General features: G+C 62.2%; 23 protein-coding genes and 1 other RNA gene. 7 read left to right on the top strand and 17 right to left on the bottom strand.

The features are described from left to right. Positions 1–29 precede the first annotated feature (29 nt). Positions 30–2174 carry a beta-agarase gene (locus QMG46_RS00845; protein WP_281850530.1) on the top strand — a complete coding sequence of 715 codons (2145 nt, stop codon included), beginning with the start codon at positions 30–32 and terminating at the stop codon, positions 2172–2174. Here the strand turns inward: QMG46_RS00845 and QMG46_RS00840 are convergent. Next, positions 2156–2581 (bottom strand): hypothetical protein, encoded by a 426-nt coding sequence (locus QMG46_RS00840; protein ID WP_281850529.1) that lies wholly within the window; start codon positions 2579–2581, stop codon positions 2156–2158. The two genes, QMG46_RS00845 and QMG46_RS00840, sit on opposite strands and share 19 nt — an antisense overlap. Beyond that, complete coding sequence (locus tag QMG46_RS00835; RefSeq protein WP_281850527.1) at positions 2578–3144, bottom strand: RNA polymerase sigma factor; 567 nt, start codon at positions 3142–3144, stop codon at positions 2578–2580. The genes QMG46_RS00840 and QMG46_RS00835 overlap by 4 nt, the downstream gene beginning before the upstream one ends. 129 nt (positions 3145–3273) lie before the next feature. Here QMG46_RS00835 and QMG46_RS00830 point away from each other — a divergent pair, with 129 nt between their 5' ends. Continuing rightward, positions 3274–3597 (top strand): DUF6249 domain-containing protein, encoded by a 324-nt coding sequence (locus QMG46_RS00830; RefSeq protein WP_281850526.1) that lies wholly within the window; start codon positions 3274–3276, stop codon positions 3595–3597. A 42-nt stretch (positions 3598–3639) separates the two neighbouring features. Here the strand turns inward: QMG46_RS00830 and QMG46_RS00825 are convergent, their stop codons facing one another. The 4 genes from QMG46_RS00825 to QMG46_RS00810 are packed head-to-tail and all read right to left on the bottom strand — an operon-like array spanning position 3640 to position 5769. Then, entirely contained in the window at positions 3640–4050 is a 411-nt protein-coding gene (locus QMG46_RS00825) for a hypothetical protein (protein ID WP_281850525.1), read from the bottom strand. Beyond that, positions 4047–4532 carry an Mpo1-like protein gene (locus QMG46_RS00820; RefSeq protein ID WP_281850524.1) on the bottom strand — a complete coding sequence of 162 codons (486 nt, stop codon included), beginning with the start codon at positions 4530–4532 and terminating at the stop codon, positions 4047–4049. Before QMG46_RS00820 ends, QMG46_RS00825 begins: the two co-directional genes overlap by 4 nt. Beyond that, the gene (locus tag QMG46_RS00815) at positions 4532–4864 is read right to left on the bottom strand and encodes an SMR family transporter (protein ID WP_281850523.1); all 333 of its coding nucleotides are present in this window, start codon (positions 4862–4864) and stop codon (positions 4532–4534) included. Before QMG46_RS00815 ends, QMG46_RS00820 begins: the two co-directional genes overlap by 1 nt. Before the next feature lie 8 nt (positions 4865–4872). Continuing rightward, the gene (locus QMG46_RS00810) at positions 4873–5769 is read right to left on the bottom strand and encodes a phosphoribosylaminoimidazolesuccinocarboxamide synthase (RefSeq protein ID WP_281850522.1); all 897 of its coding nucleotides are present in this window, start codon (positions 5767–5769) and stop codon (positions 4873–4875) included. 107 nt (positions 5770–5876) lie between these two features. On the opposite strand from QMG46_RS00810, the gene QMG46_RS00805 reads away from it, so the two are divergent. The 3 genes from QMG46_RS00805 to rpe are packed head-to-tail and all read left to right on the top strand — an operon-like array spanning position 5877 to position 7704. Continuing rightward, positions 5877–6185, top strand: a complete 309-nt coding sequence (locus QMG46_RS00805; protein WP_281850521.1) for a c-type cytochrome — start codon at positions 5877–5879, stop codon at positions 6183–6185. Then, the gene (gene djlA, locus QMG46_RS00800; protein WP_281850520.1) at positions 6182–6982 is read left to right on the top strand and encodes a co-chaperone DjlA; all 801 of its coding nucleotides are present in this window, start codon (positions 6182–6184) and stop codon (positions 6980–6982) included. Before QMG46_RS00805 ends, djlA begins: the two co-directional genes overlap by 4 nt. Positions 6983–7032: 50 nt before the next feature. Further along, the gene (gene rpe, locus QMG46_RS00795) at positions 7033–7704 is read left to right on the top strand and encodes a ribulose-phosphate 3-epimerase (protein ID WP_281850519.1); all 672 of its coding nucleotides are present in this window, start codon (positions 7033–7035) and stop codon (positions 7702–7704) included. A 179-nt stretch (positions 7705–7883) separates the two neighbouring features. On the opposite strand, the gene QMG46_RS00790 is transcribed toward rpe, so the two are convergent. The 7 genes from QMG46_RS00790 to QMG46_RS00760 form a co-directional block, all read right to left on the bottom strand. Then, the gene (locus QMG46_RS00790) at positions 7884–8264 is read right to left on the bottom strand and encodes an OB-fold protein (protein WP_281850518.1); all 381 of its coding nucleotides are present in this window, start codon (positions 8262–8264) and stop codon (positions 7884–7886) included. 129 nt (positions 8265–8393) lie between these two features. Next, complete coding sequence (gene rpiA, locus QMG46_RS00785) at positions 8394–9035, bottom strand: ribose-5-phosphate isomerase RpiA (protein WP_281850517.1); 642 nt, start codon at positions 9033–9035, stop codon at positions 8394–8396. An 82-nt stretch (positions 9036–9117) separates the two neighbouring features. Then, the gene (locus QMG46_RS00780; RefSeq protein ID WP_281850516.1) at positions 9118–9585 is read right to left on the bottom strand and encodes an EVE domain-containing protein; all 468 of its coding nucleotides are present in this window, start codon (positions 9583–9585) and stop codon (positions 9118–9120) included. Then, positions 9582–10193: a 5-formyltetrahydrofolate cyclo-ligase gene (locus QMG46_RS00775; protein WP_281850515.1), complete on the bottom strand. Its 612-nt coding sequence runs from the start codon at positions 10191–10193 to the stop codon at positions 9582–9584. Before QMG46_RS00775 ends, QMG46_RS00780 begins: the two co-directional genes overlap by 4 nt. A gap of 88 nt (positions 10194–10281) precedes the next feature. Next, positions 10282–10470, bottom strand: a non-coding RNA gene (gene ssrS / locus QMG46_RS00770) — 6S RNA. Positions 10471–10477: 7 nt separating this feature from the next. After that, on the bottom strand, positions 10478–10792 hold the full coding sequence (locus tag QMG46_RS00765; RefSeq protein WP_281850514.1) for a cell division protein ZapA: 315 nt from the start codon (positions 10790–10792) through the stop codon (positions 10478–10480). A gap of 58 nt (positions 10793–10850) precedes the next feature. Beyond that, positions 10851–11105 (bottom strand): TIGR02449 family protein, encoded by a 255-nt coding sequence (locus QMG46_RS00760; RefSeq protein WP_281850513.1) that lies wholly within the window; start codon positions 11103–11105, stop codon positions 10851–10853. Positions 11106–11205: 100 nt separating this feature from the next. Between QMG46_RS00760 and QMG46_RS00755 the strand changes: the two genes are divergently transcribed. Continuing rightward, positions 11206–11772 carry a UPF0149 family protein gene (locus QMG46_RS00755; RefSeq protein ID WP_281850512.1) on the top strand — a complete coding sequence of 189 codons (567 nt, stop codon included), beginning with the start codon at positions 11206–11208 and terminating at the stop codon, positions 11770–11772. Next, entirely contained in the window at positions 11727–13082 is a 1356-nt protein-coding gene (locus QMG46_RS00750; protein ID WP_281850511.1) for an aminopeptidase P N-terminal domain-containing protein, read from the top strand. The genes QMG46_RS00755 and QMG46_RS00750 overlap by 46 nt, the downstream gene beginning before the upstream one ends. 991 nt (positions 13083–14073) lie before the next feature. On the opposite strand, the gene cydX is transcribed toward QMG46_RS00750, so the two are convergent. Genes cydX through cydP form a run of 4 tightly spaced genes read right to left on the bottom strand, consistent with a single transcriptional unit; the run spans position 14074 to position 17160 of the window. Continuing rightward, positions 14074–14211, bottom strand: a complete 138-nt coding sequence (gene cydX / locus QMG46_RS00745) for a cytochrome bd-I oxidase subunit CydX (RefSeq protein ID WP_281850510.1) — start codon at positions 14209–14211, stop codon at positions 14074–14076. Positions 14212–14228: 17 nt separating this feature from the next. Next, positions 14229–15359: a cytochrome d ubiquinol oxidase subunit II gene (gene cydB / locus QMG46_RS00740; protein WP_281850509.1), complete on the bottom strand. Its 1131-nt coding sequence runs from the start codon at positions 15357–15359 to the stop codon at positions 14229–14231. An 11-nt stretch (positions 15360–15370) separates the two neighbouring features. After that, positions 15371–16936, bottom strand: a complete 1566-nt coding sequence (locus QMG46_RS00735) for a cytochrome ubiquinol oxidase subunit I (protein WP_281852970.1) — start codon at positions 16934–16936, stop codon at positions 15371–15373. Next, positions 16936–17160, bottom strand: a complete 225-nt coding sequence (gene cydP / locus QMG46_RS00730; RefSeq protein ID WP_281850508.1) for a cytochrome oxidase putative small subunit CydP — start codon at positions 17158–17160, stop codon at positions 16936–16938. Before cydP ends, QMG46_RS00735 begins: the two co-directional genes overlap by 1 nt. Between the last annotated feature and the right edge of the window lie 113 nt (positions 17161–17273).

The raw sequence follows: 17273 nt of genomic DNA, 5'->3' as shown, positions 1-17273 counted from the left end.
CTTATGGACTTTTGGAAGGGAGCGCCGCGATGAAGAAATTTATTTCATTGGCATGGCTGGCGGCGCTGCTACTGACGGCTTGCCAGACCGCGAGCAATGCCGGGACGTTCGATCTCGCTGGGGATGCGTCAAACGTGAAGTTACAGCAAGTGCGGCGCGCCGACGCCGTGGAAACCAATGCCCAGGGCGGCAAGCAGCGACGCTACACCTTTGCTCCTTCGGTAACGCCAGAGATATCCATCCAGGCGCCCGCAAAGGGCTGGGACTGGTCCGACAAGACTGAACTGCGCATCGCCGTGCAGAACGCGATGGCCTGGGATGTGACGCTTCAGATCACCATCGATGGCGTTCGCGCGGGCCAGTCCCTGCGTGCAGTGGTTGCCTTGCCCGCCGGGCCTGCACAGACCGTGGTGGTGCCGCTGCGTGCCGAAGCGCCGCGAAGCCGAGGCATGCAGGCAGGCCCACCGATGCCCTTCGACGAGCAGGGTCGTCGAACGATCGTGGCGACGACCGTCGAGGGACGGCTCAATCTGCGAGCCGTAGGCGCCGTGCGCTTGAGCATGCCCGCGCCACAAGCGCCGCAGACCTTGTTGCTTGGCGCCGTCGAAGGAGTGGCCGGAGACGATGCGCTACAGCATGCCTATACCGGCATTGTCGATCGCTGGGGGCAGTACACGCGCGAGCAGTGGCCGGAAAAGATCGATAGCGACCAGGCGCTGCGCGCGGCGCAGGCTGCGGCGCAAGCCGATCTGCGATCTGCGCACGACAGCGCGCCGAAGCTCGATACCTACGGCGGGCGACTCGACTTGCCGGCATTCGCCGCGAAAGGCTGGTTTCGCTCCGAAAAGCGCGATGGTCGCTGGTGGCTGGTGACGCCGGAAGGTCACGCGTTCTTTTCGCTAGGGATGAATGCGGTCGTTCTCGATGGCGCGCGCACCTATGTGCAGGATCGCGCATACATGTTTCGCGATCTGCCCGCCGATGAAGGCGAATGGAAGGCTTTTTACGGCAACAGCGATACGCGACAGGCCGACGCAACATCGCGCAAAGGACTGAAGTTCGACCACGGTCAGTGGTTCGATTTTTATGCGGCCAATCTTTATCGTGTCGACGGCAAGGATTGGGCGACGGCATGGCATGCGCGTACGCTGGAGCGACTGAAGAGCTGGGGTTTCAACACCATCGGCAATTGGAGTGACGATGCGCTCGGCAAGGCGCATAAGCTCGCCTATACGCGCTCGATCAATATCGACGGCGTGTTCGGCAATGTCTCCAGCGGCTATGACTACTGGGGGCGCATGCCTGATCCCTACGATCCCCGCTTCGTCGAGGCGGCGGAAAAAGCCGCCGCGAAGGCGACACAGGATGTTGTTGACGATCCTTGGCTGCTCGGCTATTTCGCCGACAACGAACTGGCCTGGGCCGGGCAGGGCCCGCGAGGTCGCTGGGGCCTGGCGATCGGTACGCTCAGGGGCGAGGCGCAGAGTGCGGCCAAGCAGGCCTTCATCGCCAAGCTCAAGAGCCAATACGGTGACGCGATAAAGCTGGGTTCTGCCTGGGGTATCCCGCTGACCTCATGGGACACGATGGAGGCGTCGGGTTTTGTACCGCCGGCACCGAAGGCGGCCTATCCGGCCATCGCCGCCGATTACAGTGCCTGGCTACGCGACTACGCCGACACGTATTTCCGCGTGGTGAGCGAAGCGTTGCGTCGTCACGACCCGCATCATCTGTTTCTTGGCGGACGCTTTGCGGTGAACACGCCCGAAGCCGTCGCTGCCTGTGCCACGTACTGCGATGTGGTGAGCGTCAACACCTATACCGATGTGCCGCAGCATGGTTTTGACATCCCTGCGGTAGCGCAGGCGAACAAGCCGGTCATGATTACCGAGTTCCATTTCGGCTCGAAAGATCGCGGTCCTTTCGGGAATGGCATCGCTTCGGTCTATACCGAGCAGCAGCGCGGCGAAGCCTATGCGCGTTTTATCGCGGCGGCGGCTAGCGATCCGAATATCGTCGGCGCGCACTGGTTCCAGTACACCGATCAACCGGTGACCGGACGCCTGCTCGATGGCGAGAACATGCATATCGGTCTGGTCGGTATCACCGATATTCCGTTCGGCAGCTTCGTACAGGCCGTTCGCGCGGCTAACCGTCAGGCCTTCGGGCCATGAGTGCGACGATCAGCCGGGCGCAACCAGGCAATGCCCTGCGACATGGCCAGACAGACGAGTAGGGCATAGATCCAGGGATTGCCGAACAGGCGAAGGTCGGCGATGGCATGGAGCCAGTCGCGGCCGTCGATCACGGCCAAGACGATCAAACCGCAGACCAGCGTTGTCATGAGTGCCGCCAGCAGGCCATTTTCCAGGCGAGACGGTGGGATGGCGTCACGTTCGGCGAGTGCGGCAACGCGCGCGGCAAAATTTTCTGGCAACAGGTCTGGCAGCGGTTGCTTCAAGGCACGCATGACCACGCGATAGCCCTGCACCCGAGCGCTGTCGCGATTGTCGTGGGCATATTGCGCTCGTTCGCGCTGCAGGGCCTGTTCCTGCGCCTGCCATTCCTCGTCGTGGTTCATAAGGTCGTTCCTATCCGGCTTTCGAGCACACCGCGCAGCTGGCGGCGACTACGGAAAAGATGGCTCTTGATCGTACCTTCGGCCATGCCCGTGATCCTGGCTATCTCCGGGATGGTCATCTCCTCCAGATGATAGAGCGTCAGCACGGTGCGTTGCAGCGGCGGCAGCGTCTCTATCGCGGCGTGCAGGTGCCGGTGCAGTTCGTCATCCGCGCAGGCCGCTTCCAGGTCGAAGCCGTCGCCGATTTCCTCGATCGGGTCGTTCTCGTTCTCGTTGTTCAGGGGTTCGACCAGGGGAATGCGACGGCGTTCGAGGTGGCGCAGCGCGACAGTAAAGGCGATCTGGCCGATCCAGGATTTGAGCGAACTCTCCTGGCGGTACTGGTGCAGGTAGCGGTAAACGCGCAGGAACGTGTCCTGGCAAAGCTCGCGCGCGTCCTCCGGGTGGCGGACCATCCGGTAGACGATGTGCCAACACAGCCCCTGGTACTCGCGTACCAGGCGTTCGAAGGCCCCCGTTTCCCGGGCCAGCACGGCTTGGACCAGGACGCGGTCCTGATTCATTGATTTGAGTTGTCCATCTCGCTGGAGATACACCGACGGCCTCGACGGTTGCAGCCTCGCCGCTGCAACCGTCGGCGTGCCGCGTGTATCTATCTCACCAAGCCGCCCTCTGGCGTAGTGGAGAACGTCATGCAACAAGTCATTGTTCCGGTTGTGCTGTTCCTGTGCATTACCTATGCGATCAAGCTCCTGATCGACGCCCGGCTGCATTCGCAGCTGTTCAAGAATGGCGCGTCGGAGGCATGGCTGCAGTCGATACTGAAGACGGAGGAACGGCAGCGCCGGTATGCATCGTTGCGCTGGGGCGTGGTCCTGCTGGCGTTGGCCGCGGGTTTTGGACTGAATCAGTATCTGTATAACGACAATTTCAACGCCGGCAGCATCGCCATCCTGGCTGGTGCGGTAGGCCTGGGCAATCTGGTGTTCTTCGCGCTGTCGCGCCGGTTGGACTGAAGCCGCACTCGCTGCCGGGCGCGGCATGCCGCGCCGGTTGAATTAACTGGCGAGTGTCGTGGCGATGCCAAATGCAATGGCGGTCACGATAGCGACCGCCATGCAGGCACTGGCAGGGCGGATGCGGTGCGCATCGACACGCGGAATGAGGCGCCACAGCAGCAGTGCGCCGATGAACATATTCAGCACCAGCACCCAGCGCAACGCATTGGAAGCGAGCAGAGGGCCATAGGGCGGACGCGCATGGCCCGTATACATGGCCACGCCAGCGATCAACAGCATGCCGGCGAGGTTCCACAGCAGGCAGGCAAGATACGTGCGGTTGAACACCACCGCGCATCGCTCTGCCCAGCGCAGCACCAGCCAGGCGATCAAGGCCGGGACGATCGCGCCGATGCTGCTGTAGAGCACCCACCAGAACAGCATGCTGAGCACTGTGAGCAGTTGCGTCATGAAGAGATTCCTAAGCGTTGCAGCAGACGATCCATAAACCAGGCGGGGCCGACAAAAAAAGCGGTGAGTTCATCACGCAGGCTGGGTCGGGGCTGTTCGAGAAAGCGGCCCAGCAGCACGCCGAGCCACCCCAGCAGGAAAATACCCAGTGCCCACCCGCGCAGCTGTATCGGATCGACTGCGGAATAAATCAGATGCGTAAGCAACGACAGCGCCAGCAGCGCGACGAACATCGCCGCACCGATCCGGCGCGAATACTTCCAGTACCAGCTGAAAAGCAGCACTTGCAGCATCACCGCCCAGAACCCGGGGCGACCAAGCATCGGCGGTACGGGAATCGTCCAGACCAGCGCGATAGCGCTCCATGCGATCGGCAAGATGCAGCATGCCAACAGCCAACGATGCCCTGAATGCCGATGGTCGTTGCTGTACCGGTCAAGCAGATGCGCGAAGTATTCAGCGTTTTCCTCGCGCGAATGCATCAATGCGAACCGGCTTTGGAGAACAGGTTCAGTACCAGGACACCGGCGACGATCAGGCTCATGCCGATCAGGGCGGGCGCATCGAGCTTCTGCTTGAACAGGACCGTACCGATCGCTGCGATCAGCACGATGCCCGCACCCGACCACACCGCATAGGCGACGCCGATCGGGATGCTGCGCAATGCAAGGCTGAGAAAATAAAACGCCGTGCCGTAGCCTGCCATCACCACGAGACTCGGCCACAGCCGGCTGAATCCGGCCGATGCCTTGAGCGCGCTGGTGCCGATCACTTCGGCGAGGATGGCCAGGCCCAACAGAATCCAGGAATTCATCGCGCCGTTCAGTCCAGCGTGATGCCTGCCAGGCGCTGCAGCGCTTCGGCGTACTTGGCCGAGGTGCCTTCGATCACGCTGGCGGGCACGTTCGGGCCCGGTGCCTGCTTGTTCCAGCCGAGCGTTTCCAGATAGTCGCGTACGAACTGCTTGTCGTAGCTGGGCGGGCTGATGCCGACCTTGTATTCGTCGGCAGGCCAGAAACGCGAGGAATCGGGCGTCAGCATCTCGTCCATGACGTAGAGCTTGCCGTCCTCGTCGGTGCCGAATTCGAACTTGGTGTCGGCGATGATGATGCCGCGCTCGGCCGCATAGGCCGCCGCCCACTTGTAGATGGTCAGCGTCGCTTCGCGCACCTGCTCGGCGAGGTCAGCGCCGACCGCGGCAACGACGGCATCGAAGCTGACATTCTGGTCGTGGTCGCCGACCGCGGCCTTGGTCGAGGGGGTGAAGATCGGCTCGGGCAGTTGCTCGGCTTGCTTGAGGCCGACCGGCAGCTTGATGCCGCACAGCGAACCGGTGGCCTGGTAGTCCTTCCAGCCCGACCCGATCAGGTAGCCACGGGCGATCGCCTCCACCGGTACCGGGGTCAGGCGGCGCGCGATCACGCTGCGCTTCTGGTACAGGGCGAGGTTCGTGCCTTCAGGCAACTCGTTCTGCAGGGCGATGTCGAGTAGGTGGTTGGGAACCAGATGCGCCGTCTTGGCGAACCAGAAATTGGACATCTGGGTCAGCATTTCGCCCTTGCCGGGGATCGGATCGGGCAGGACCACGTCGAAGGCGGAGAGCCGGTCGCTGGCAACGATCAGCAGGCGATGGTCGGGCAGCGCGTAGACGTCGCGCACCTTGCCGCGGTGGATCAGGTTCAGACCGGGCAGGTTCGATTGCAGCAGGGTCGTGGGCACGGGGCGCTCCAGGGCAAAAGCTCAAGCAGCATATTGTAACTGTCCGGATGGCCGCCGGGCCGGGCGGCGCTGGTAGAATTGGCGGTTTTAACCCCCATGCATTGCCGATGCGAACCGTATTGACCGCGGCACTTTTGCTGGCCGCACTACCCGTGATGGCCGCCACGCCGCCCAAGCCGGCGCGCCTGGGGCTGTGCGCGGCATGTCACGGTGAAACCGGCATGGCGCAGATTCCGGCCGCGCCGAACCTGGCCGGGCAGAAACTCGACTATTTGCGCGAAGCGCTGAAGCAATACCGCGATGGTCGCCGCAACGCGCCGCTGATGAAGGCGGCGATCGGTCCCGTGAGCGATGCCGATCTCGATGCGCTCGCCCAGTGGTACAGCGCACAAGCACCGGTACAGGCGACACCATGAGTCTTACTTGGACCCTCCTGCTGGCCTTTGCTGGCCTGATCTTTGGCCACGGCATACCCGGCGCCATCGTCGGTGGCATTGCCGGCTTCATCATCGACGGCGTGCGTCAGAAGCGACGTTATGCCACACCGGAGGTCGGCGGCTTTATCGGCCCGCTGTTTGCCTTGCTCGGTGCGGTGGCCAAATCCGATGGCCGCGTGTCGGAAGCCGAAATCGCCATTGCCGAGCGCCTGATGTCGCGCATGGGCCTGGATACCGAGCAGCGCAAGCAGGCGATCACCAGCTTCAACGCCGGCAAGCAGCCGGAGTTCGACGTCACCCCGGCCATCGACGGTCTGCGCCAATGGGTCGGCCTGCGTCGCGACCATGCCTTCCCGGTACTCGATGTAGTGATCGAAACCGTGCTGGCCGAAGGCAACCCGCCGCCGGAGAAAATGTCGCTGCTGCGTCAGGTGGCGTTCGCGCTGCGCGTGAGCGACATGGAGCTGATGGCCCTGATGGCGATGAAAGGCTACGCCTGGAACGCCAGCGCGGGTGGGCGGCGCGGCCCCGGCAACGGAGGCGGTTACGTACCGCCGCAGCGCAACCAGCAGGGGCCCGATCCCTATACCGTGCTTGGTATCGAGCGTGGTGCCGATGATCGCGCGATCAAGCGCGCGTATCGCAAGCTGATTTCCGAACACCACCCGGACCGCCTGGGCGATCTGCCCGAGGATATGCGCCGTCGCGCCGAGTCGCGGGCCAGTGAGATCAACGCGGCGTACGAGCGGATCAAGGCAGAGCGGGGGTTTAAGTGATGGGCGCCGTGACGATCTCTTTCCTTTTTACCCTTTACTCTTGAGCCACCATGCCTAAGCAATCGCCAATCATCGCGCCCTCCATCCTTTCCGCCGACTTCGCCCGCCTGGGCGAGGACACGGTCAAGGCGCTCGACGCCGGTGCGCAATGGGTGCACTTCGACGTGATGGACAACCATTACGTGCCGAACCTGACCATCGGACCGATGGTGCTCAAATCGCTGCGCAATTACGGCGTCACCGCGCCGATCGACGTGCACCTGATGGTCAAGCCGGTCGACCGCATTGCGCCGGATTTCGCCAAGGCCGGCGCCAACTCGATCAGCTTCCATCCGGAGGCGAGCGAGCATGTCGATCGCACCATTGGTTTGATCAAGGACGCGGGCTGTCATGTCGGCCTGGTATTCAATCCGGCCACGCCGCTGAACTGGCTCGACTACACGCTCGACAAGATCGACCTGGTGTTGATCATGTCGGTGAACCCGGGTTTTGGCGGGCAGAAATTCATTCCCGAGGCGCTCGACAAGATTCGCGAAGTGCGTCGTCGCATCGATGAAAGCGGCCGTGCGATTCGGCTGGAAGTCGATGGTGGTGTTACGGCCGACAATATCAGCGCGATTGCTGCCGCTGGTGCGGATACGTTCGTCGCCGGTTCGGCGATCTTCAACGCGCCGGACTATCGGGCGGTGATCGAGGCGATGCACAAGGCGATCGGGGGCTGAGGTTTCGGCCTGGCCATCCCGCGAGCACCCAGCCCCCTCACCCCAGCCCTCTCCCCCGGCAAAGCCAGGGGAGAGGGAGCAAAGCTTGCCTCAGTCGGGCTCCCTCTCCCCTGGCTTTGCCGGGGGAGAGGGTTGGGGTGAGGGGGCTTTAAGTCCTCAGCGCCACCCGCAACCGACCCTCAAAGATCGCAATCCCCAAGCGCAATCGGCCCGTTGCTGCTGAATTCCACCGTACAGACCGCGCTGAACACCTGCCCCTGATGCAGGGACTTCGCCTTCGCCGCGGACATCCGGTCGATCGTCGCGTGGCCCTTGACCTTGTCTGTCGCGTCGGTAAGCGTTACCAACATCTCGTTGCCCACACGCTGGGCAGCCTCAGCCACCACGGCACTGACGGTGACGCGTTGATCGAGATAACCGTCCGGAATGATGTGACCGGATTTCACGTATAGCTCGCCGAGCTGAGCCAGGCTGACCGCAGGGGCCGTCTCTTGTGCAAGTGCGACGGTGGTGGTGGACAGCATCGCCAGGGCGAGCACTAAGGAACGTAGCGCACGCATGACCGATACCTTTGTCCATGGAGGACATGGGGGGATTGGCCACCAAAATGGAGACGGCCTTGCCCGTTTCAATACGCCGATTTCGACGCCGCATTCAACGCAGCGTTTCCTCCGGCGCACGAATCGGACTCAATCCATGAGGCGGTCGCCGATCAGCACCACGTCGGCCGGGCGGCGGGCAAACAGGCCGACCGAGACTACGCCGGGGAGCTGATTGAGGTCCTTTTCCAGCGCGATCGGGTCGGCGATCTGCCAGCCATGCACGTCGATGATCCAGTTACCGTTATCGGTGGTCACACCGTCGCGCCAGACGGGCTGGCCGCCGCGCTTGACGATCTCGCGACCGATCAGGCTGCGCGCCATCGGGATGACTTCGATCGGTAGGGGAAAGGTGCCCAGCACATCCACGCGCTTGTTCGAATCGATGATGCAGACAAACTTGGCGCTTGCTTCGGCGATGATTTTCTCGCGCGTCAGAGCGGCGCCGCCGCCCTTGATCAGGCGGCGCTGCGGGTCGCATTCGTCCGCACCGTCGATGTAGATATTGAGCGGGCCGGTGGCATTGAGATCGAGCACCGGGATGCCGTACTTCTTCAGCTGGGCCGTGGATTGCTCCGAGCTCGACACCGCGCCTTGGATCTGGTCGCGCAGGTCGGCCAGGGCGTCGATAAAGAAGGCGACTGTGGAGCCGGTGCCCACGCCGATGATGGCGCCCTTTTCCACATAGCGAATGGCGGCTTCGCCGGCGAGGCGCTTTTCCTGACTGCTCATGACACGGCCAAAAGTTGAAAACGCCTATGATCCCCGATTTGCTCCGGGGGCGCATTAACGGCTTTCTTCGTGCCTTTGTTCTCTAGGCCAGTTTCAGGATGTACTTCCAGTCGCCATCGCTCACCGGCATGACCGACAGGCGGTTGCCCTTGCGCACCAGGGCCATGTCGGCCAACGCTTCCTGCTGCTTGAGCTCATCGAGCGTAATGGTGCGTTTGAATCTCTTGACGAACTTGACCTCGACCAGCATCCAGCGCGGATTGTCGCGCGTGCTGCCGCTATCGAAATAATCGCTCTTGGGGTCGAACTGGCTGGGGTCCGGATAAGCATCGGTCGCCACTTCGGCAATACCCACGATGCCCGGCTCGGCGCAGTTGGAGTGGTAGAAAAACACCTTGTCGCCAATCCGCATGCCGTCGCGCATGAAGTTGCGCGCCTGATAATTGCGTACGCCGTCCCAGGCCTCCTGGCCCTTGCGCTCGAGATCGTCGATGGAGAATGTGTCCGGCTCGGACTTCATCAGCCAGTGGCTGATTCTTTTACTGGTCATGCGGGAGTTCCGTCTTCTTCGGTGGCGCGGCAGTCGATCAACTCGCTCTCGGTGGCGATGTAGTCGAGGCTTACGTCCCAGGCTTCCTGGTCGAGCTGGGGGAGTTCCTGGAAATCGTAGGCCACGCCGACCAATAGCGGCTCGGTGGGGCGGCCCTGCTCGCGCAGGAAGGCAAAGCTGCGGTCGTAATAGCCGCCGCCATGGCCCAGGCGATGCCCGAGGCGATCGAAGCCAAGCAGGGGCACCAGGACCAGGTCGAGCTGGAACGGCGCCAGCCACTCCTTGGGTTCGGCCGGTTCGGGAATGCCGTAACGGTTGGGTTGCACCCCGTCGCCGGCGTTCCACGGCGCGAAGCGCAACGTGCCGTCGTCCTGGATCAGGGGCAGGTAGAACTGCTGGCCGCGGGACGCCAGGGGCGGAATCACCAGATTCAGCGGCAACTCGCCGTCGCAGGCCCAGTAACCGGCCACGCGAACGTCGGTGAGGTATTCGGGAAGCTGCTCCAGGCTGCGGCGCAGCCCTTGCGCGGCGGCGATGCGCTCGGCCGGCGACAGGGCACGGCGGCGTTCGGCCAGCTGCTTGCGTAGCTCGCGTCGCTGAACATCCACGTCGCGTCTCCTTGGCTTTCGGGGGATTTGCCGCCCCGTCCGCGATCGCAAGTCCTGGCGATCGGGGCGGAACTGGCCTGAAGAGGTGGCGTCAACCGCGATGCCGCTGCTCACCGAACGACCTTGATCCACGATGGATCAGGTGGGAGGGCTTGCACCGCCTCGAGGCTTTCCGCACGAGGGCGGACATGCACAACAGCAGTGACAGAACCGACCCGGGGCCGTATTTAGGAACAAGGCAAATGTAAGAGTGCGCTGGCGCACACCGCAGAAAACGCCGAGGACTATTTTAGGTGCCCATGCAGCTGCGCGTCCAGGGCCGCGTCGATCTTTCGACGCAGGGCGACCAATTCGTCACCCAGATTGTGGCTTTGGCCGCTACTTTGCTTGCGCAAGGCAAGAAATTCGTGCGTGATGCTGATTGCGGCCAAAACCGTCAGGCGGTCAAAGCCGGGCGCCTTGGAAGCCGAGCGCAGTTCGCGCATCTTGCGATCGAGATAGCTGGCAGCTTCGAGCAGCCCTTCGCGCTCTTCGGGCGCGCAGGCAATCAGGAATTCTCGATCGATCAGTCGCAGTGCAACCGGTTCACTCGTGCTCATCTAAACAGTACTCATCGTCGAAAGGCATCGCGTCGGGCATGGCAGCGAGACGTGAGGATCAGCCGCTGTGCTCGAGTGCTTTCAGGCGCTGAATCATCGCTTCCACGCGACTGCGTGCCTGTTCGTTACGCGCCATCAAGCCGGCGCGCTCGGTAGCCAGTTGTTCCTGGCTCAAACGCAGGCTGCGGTTTTCTTCCTGCAGGCGATGCACCATGTCCAGCAAACGATCCAGCCGTTCGCTCAACGCAACGACTTCTTCCCGAATCGGATCGGGTTTGAAAGCATCGGACTGGACGGGTTCGGGCATGCTCATGGATTGGCACTATAGCAGGACGTTTGGTGAAGTCAGCAGGCGCCGTTGGCGTTCCGAGGGGCTAAACTTACAACCTTGTTTTTCGATAGGAACCGGCGCCATGAGCGTTAACGACTGGATCGGCCACGACGAGCTCGACGATGCCTCGGCGCGCCTGCGCCTAGGGGTACAGGGGAGCGAACTGCACGGCTCGCTGTGCGGCTTTCTGGCCGGCGGTGGCCGTGTCGGCAAGCAATCGTTACTTGCCGTATTGCAACTGGATGGCGAGGAGGTTCATCCCTCGGCGCAGGACCAGGACTTGTTTGAACGCCTGGTAAAGCAATGCGAAGCGGAACTGGATGACCCGGAGCTTGGATTCGAGCCACTGCTGCCGTCCGACGATCGCCCGTTGCCCGAGCGTGCCGAAGCTCTGGTCGACTGGTGTCGCGGTTTTCTGGGCGGCTTCGGCCTGGCCGGCACCGAGGCCCATGCCAAGCTGTCCGAAGAGGCTCAGGAAATCCTGCGCGATCTCGGCAGCATCGCTGCCGCGCAACTGGATTTCGGCGAAGAGGGCGATGACGAAGATGCACTGATCGAAGTGCATGAATTCGTGCGCGTCGGTGCAATGTTGTTGTTTGCCGAATGTGCCGGCGGCCGTGGCAAAACCGGCAGCGATCGCGTGCATTGAACATCCAGCCTGACGAATACATACGCCGCCGCCGCCAGTTGATGCGGATGGCTGGCGACGACGCTGTCTTGCTGATCGCCGCTGCACCCGAACGCGTCCGCAACGCCGATGCGAACTGGCCGTATCGGCAAGACTCGGATCTGCACTACCTGTCGGGCTTTCCCGAGCCCGATTGCGTACTGGCGCTGCTGCCGGGCCGCAAGCACGGCGAGGCCGTGCTGTTCTGCCGTGAGCGCGATCCCGAACACGAGCGCTGGCATGGCGAATCCATCGGCACCGAGCGTGCGGTGGAAGTCTATGGCATGGACGACGCCTTCCCGATCGACGATATCGACGACATCCTGCCCGGCATGATCGAAGGCCGCGGCCGGGTCTACTGCCATTTTGGCAGCGAGCCGGAATTCGATGCCCGCCTGCTCGGCTGGATGCGCCGGTTGCGTCAGCTACGTGGCGGCGGGGTGGTGCCGAAGGAGTTCGTCGCGCTGGGGCATCTGCTGCACGATTTGCGTCTGTATAAATCGAAAGCGGAGCTGAAGCTGATGCGTGCGTCAGCCGCGATTGCCGCCGAGGCCCATATGGCCGCGATGCGCGTTGCCACGGCGGGGCGTTACGAGTACGAGGTGGAGGCGGAGCTGTTGCGGACCATTCGTAGCCGCAGTGCGGTCGCTGCCTTTCCACCGATAGTCGCTGGCGGTGTGAATGCCTGCGTGATGCATTATCAGGCCAATCGAGCGGTGCTGCGCGAAGGCGATCTCTTGTTGATCGATGCCGGCGCGGAACTCGACTGCTATGCGTCGGATATCAGTCGTACGTTTCCGGTGAGTGGGCGCTATAGCCGCGAACAGCGTGCGCTGTACGAGTTGGTGTTGGAAGCGCAGCTGGCTGCTATCGACGAGGTGCGGCCCGGTCGACCGTTCGATGCCGCGCATCAGATGGCGGTGCGCGTGATTGCCGAAGGCCTGTGCGCGCTGGGGTTGCTGCAAGGCGTTGCCGACGATGTCATAGCCGATGGTAGCTACAAGCGTTTTTATCCGGCCAAGACCGGGCATTGGCTGGGTCTGGATGTGCATGACGTGGGCGACTATCGCGTCGATGGCGAGCCGCGATTGTTGGAGCCGGGGATGGTCGTGACGGTCGAGCCGGGCATCTACATTCCGCCGGGGGATACGACGGTGCCTGAGCGTTGGCGCGGGATTGGTATCCGTATCGAGGATGATGTGGCGGTGACACGCGATGGTAGTGATGTGTTGACGGCTGCTGTGCCTAAGCGGGCGGAGGAGATTGAGGGGGTGCTTGCGGGGCGGGGTTGAGGCTTTTTTGCGTCAGTCCTACCTGCTCGTCATCCCCGCGTAGGCGGGAGGCGCTTTACAACAGCGAAGCTGGTCATCCAGTGGCTTCGGTGGTGGGTTGTCGCTGGAGTGTGCATCGCTCTGGTTCGAGGTTCGTGCGAGAAAGTCGCCTGCGGCGTGTTTCGCCGACCTGCCGGTCGCCGAGTTACTTCTCTTGCTTGTCCAAGAGAAGTAACCAAGAGAAGGACACCCCTAGTCCGCCGTCCTGCGGACCGTGAGGTTTGGCCGGGCTTTAGGACGGGACATCCGTGTCCCGTCCTAAAGGCATCGACGTCCTGTCGATGCCCCCTTCGGGGCCTTATCGTCCAAACCTCACTCGGCTCCCGAGGGGGCCCGAAGAGCTGACCGCTCGCTGCGCATCGCTTACCAAGAGCGAAGATCGACCTCCAACCTCACTCTCATCTTCCCTAGTTGTCATTCCGGCGCAGGCCGGAATCTATGCCTCACCGCATTCGCTTGCGACACGTTGTCTGACAAGCGAGAGCCTAAGGAATAGATTCCGACCTACGCCGGAATGACGAGAGGGGTAGGTGAGGGTGAGGGGACACCTTAAGTCCTCAGCATCACGACGCCTCGCGCACAGATCCGGCGTACCTCAGAAGCGCCGAAAGTGTCCCCTGTCGGTTCGAGTAGGGGGCACGAACGGTTTTATCTCTCAATGCTGCTCAGAGCCTTGGCTCCAAAAGGCCATTCTCTCTTTGGTTACTTTCTCTTTGGGCCAGCAAAGAGAAAGTGACTCGGACGCCGGCAGGCGTTCGAAACGCCCGCTGCGTAAGCGGCCAGGTCGCCCGAACACTCAGGCAAGAACCAAGCACTGACGCCACTGGATTCCGGCCTACGCCGGAATGACGAAGTAGGGGAGGCTACATAAGCACCGGGGTCGCCCGAACACCCAAGCAAGAACGAGGCATCCACGAAACCGACTTCTACATACACAAACGAAGACGAAGACCTAACCCCCATCCCCAGGCACCCGAGCCTCCTTCCTCTCATGCGCCTCATCGTCGGCATGCACCTCATACCACATCGCATTAAGAATGCCGAAAGCACAAGCAAGCCCCAGCCCAAGAATCCACGAGAAATACCACATGGCTTCGTGCCTCCGTATCAGTAATGGTGAGTGGACTGGCGAACATGCTCGAGCGTCACACGCCCGCGCACGACACTGAACACCCAGCTCGTATAGAGAATGATGAGCGGCATAAATACCGCCGTAGCGCCCAGCATCAGAAGCAACGTTCCGCGACTCGACGACGCATCCCAGATCGTCAGGCTCGACTTGGGATCGAGGCTCGACGGCAGCAGGAACGGAAACAAGGCAAAGCCGGCGGAAAGAATGGTCCCCGCTACCATCAGGCTGCTGGACAGGAACGCACCCAGTCCGCGTTTGGCCGCGCTGAGCTGCACGCCGATCGCTCCAAGCACCGCGACTATCGGCGCCAGCCAGAACAACGGATGCTGCATATAACTGGCGAACCAGCTGCCACCCCGTGCGACCTCCTTGTACAGCGGATTGGAAACGCCATCGGTCACCACCGGACCAACGACCGCATAGCCGGGCACCCCATACGCCAACCAGATACCCGCCAGCACATACAGCACGATATAGGCGAGCGTGGCCCAGCGCGCCACACGTACGGCACGGTCGCAGATCACGCCTTCGGTTTTCAGCACTGCCCAGCAAGCGCCATGGGCGAGTAGCATGCTCAAGGAAACCAGTCCGGCCACGAGCGCGAACGGATGCAGCAGCGCAAAGAAACTGCCTTCCCAGGTCATGCGCAGGTCGCCGTCGAACTTGAACGGCGCGCCGAGGAACAGGTTGCCGAAGGCGACACCGGTGATGAGCATCACCACGACGCCCGAACCGACCAGCACCCAATCCCACACCTGTAGCCAGCGTGCGTCATGCACTTTCCGGCGAAAGTTGAACCCGACCGGGCGCAGGATAAAGGCCAGCAACACCAGCGCGATGGCCAGGTACATACCGGAGAACGACACCGCATAGAGCATGGGCCATGCCGCGAACGCGGCGCCACCGCCGAGGACGAACCAGACCTGGTTGCCTTCCCATACCGGCTCGATCGTTTCCAGCAGCACCTGCCGTTCGTCGTCGCTGCGGCCAAGCACACGCAACAGCGCGGCAATGCCGAAGTCGAAGCCGTCCATGATGGCGAAGCCGATCAGCAGGACGCCAAGCAAGGCCCACCAGATCACCCGCAAGCTTTCGTAATCGAACATGGCGTTCTCCTTTAAGCCTTGCCGGGACGGTGGGTGATATCGGTGGCGGGCCAGATGCCGAGGCCATCGGGGCCCTTGCGTGCAAACTTCAGCATCAGCACGGCGTCGATGATGGCCAGCGCGGTGTAGAACAGCACGAAGCCGGCGAGCGATGTCCACACCTGCCCTGAAGTGACCGATGACACGCCCAGCGATGTCGGCAGGATGCCTTCGATCGCCCAGGGTTGCCGGCCGTACTCGGCGACGATCCAGCCCAGCTCCGCGGCGACCCACGGCAACGGAAGGCTGCACAGCGCCAGCTTCAGATACCAGCGTTTGCTATCGAGCTTGCGCTTGGTCGACAGCCAGAACGAATAGCCGAACAACAGGATGAAATAGACGCCACAGGCCACCATGATCCGGAACGACCAGAACAACACCGGTACATTCGGAATTGTGCTGTTGGCTGCTTGCTGGATCTGATCGGGCGTCGCCTTGCGCGGGTCGTCGATAAAGCGCTTCAGCAGCAAGGCGTAGCCAAGGTCCTTATCGTGCGCGGCCAGAATGGCTTTGGCCTGCGCATTGTTCTTGTCTTCGCGCAGCACCAGCATGGCGTCATAGGCCAGGATGCCGTTGTCGATCTTGCCCTTGGTCTCGTCGACCAGCTGCGCAATACCGGGAATCTGCTTGTCCAGCGAGCGTGTGCCGATCAAGCCCATCACCCACGGCACATGCAGGGCGAAATGCGTGGTGCGCTGTTCGACATCCGGGATGCCGAACACGGTGAAAGAGGCCGGTGCCGGTTCGGTTTCCCACATGGCCTCGATCGCGGCCATCTTCATCTTCTGGTTCTCCGACACGGCATAGCCGGATTCGTCGCCCAGCACCACCACGCTCAAGGCCGCGGCAAGGCCGAAGCTTGCCGCCACCGTCATCGAGCGCTTGGCGAAATCCACATTGCGCCCGCGCAGCAGATACCAGGCGCTGATCGACAGCACGAACATCGCGCCGAGCACGTAGCCCGCACTGACCGTGTGCACGAACTTGGCCTGTGCGACCGGGTTGAAGAACACTTCGGAGAACGAGGTGGTTTCCATGCGCATGGTCTGGGCATTGAACGCCGAGCCGACCGGGTTCTGCATCCAGCCGTTGGCGATCAGGATCCACAGGGCGGACAGGCTGGTGGCCAGTGCAAGGAACCAGGTCACCAGCAGGTGTTTGACCCGTGTGAGCTTGTCCCAGCCAAGGAAGAATAGGCCCACCAGCGTGCCTTCCAGGAAGAACGCCATCAGGCCTTCGATCGCCAACGGCGTGCCGAAGACGTCACCGACATAGTGTGCGTAATACGCCCAGTTCATGCCGAACTGGAATTCCATGGTGATGCCGGTGGCCACGCCCATGGCGAAGTTGATGCCGAACAACACGCCCCAGAACTGCACCATGCGCTTCCAGACTTCGCGCCCCGTCATCACATAGACGGCCTCCATGATGGCGAGAATCCACACTAGTCCAAGCGTGAGGGGAACAAACAGGAAGTGATACAGCGCCGTCAGGGCAAATTGCAGCCGTGACAGGGTGACCACATCGGCTTCGATCATCATGGATGGCCTCCGTGCGAAGAAGATGAAGTTGCGGGAGCGAGCAGATGCTCGATGGCTTGGGGGCTGGCGTCGGGGCGCGGATGCGGCGCGATGGCGACCCACCAGATCAAGGTGAGCACGGCGATCTTGACGATCACCAGCAAGATCAATTCGAGCGCGAGACGGCGCAACGGTCGGCGCCGGGCAGGAGCGGTTTGTGTTACGGCGACTGACGCGGTCATGCAGCGGTTCCCGGGGCTTTGCCAAAAAAGCATACGTCCGAACGAGAGAAGCTGTCGCTGTGGAGCAATGTCGCAGGCGATCGATTGCCCTGGGCGAGAATAATCCCAGGATG

Origin of the sequence: Dyella sp. GSA-30 (assembly GCF_027924605.1) — a bacterium.
Taxonomy (GTDB): domain Bacteria; phylum Pseudomonadota; class Gammaproteobacteria; order Xanthomonadales; family Rhodanobacteraceae; genus GSA-30.
The sequence above is the reverse complement of the archived record's forward strand: the minus strand, read 5'-3'. Positions and strand labels throughout refer to the sequence as shown.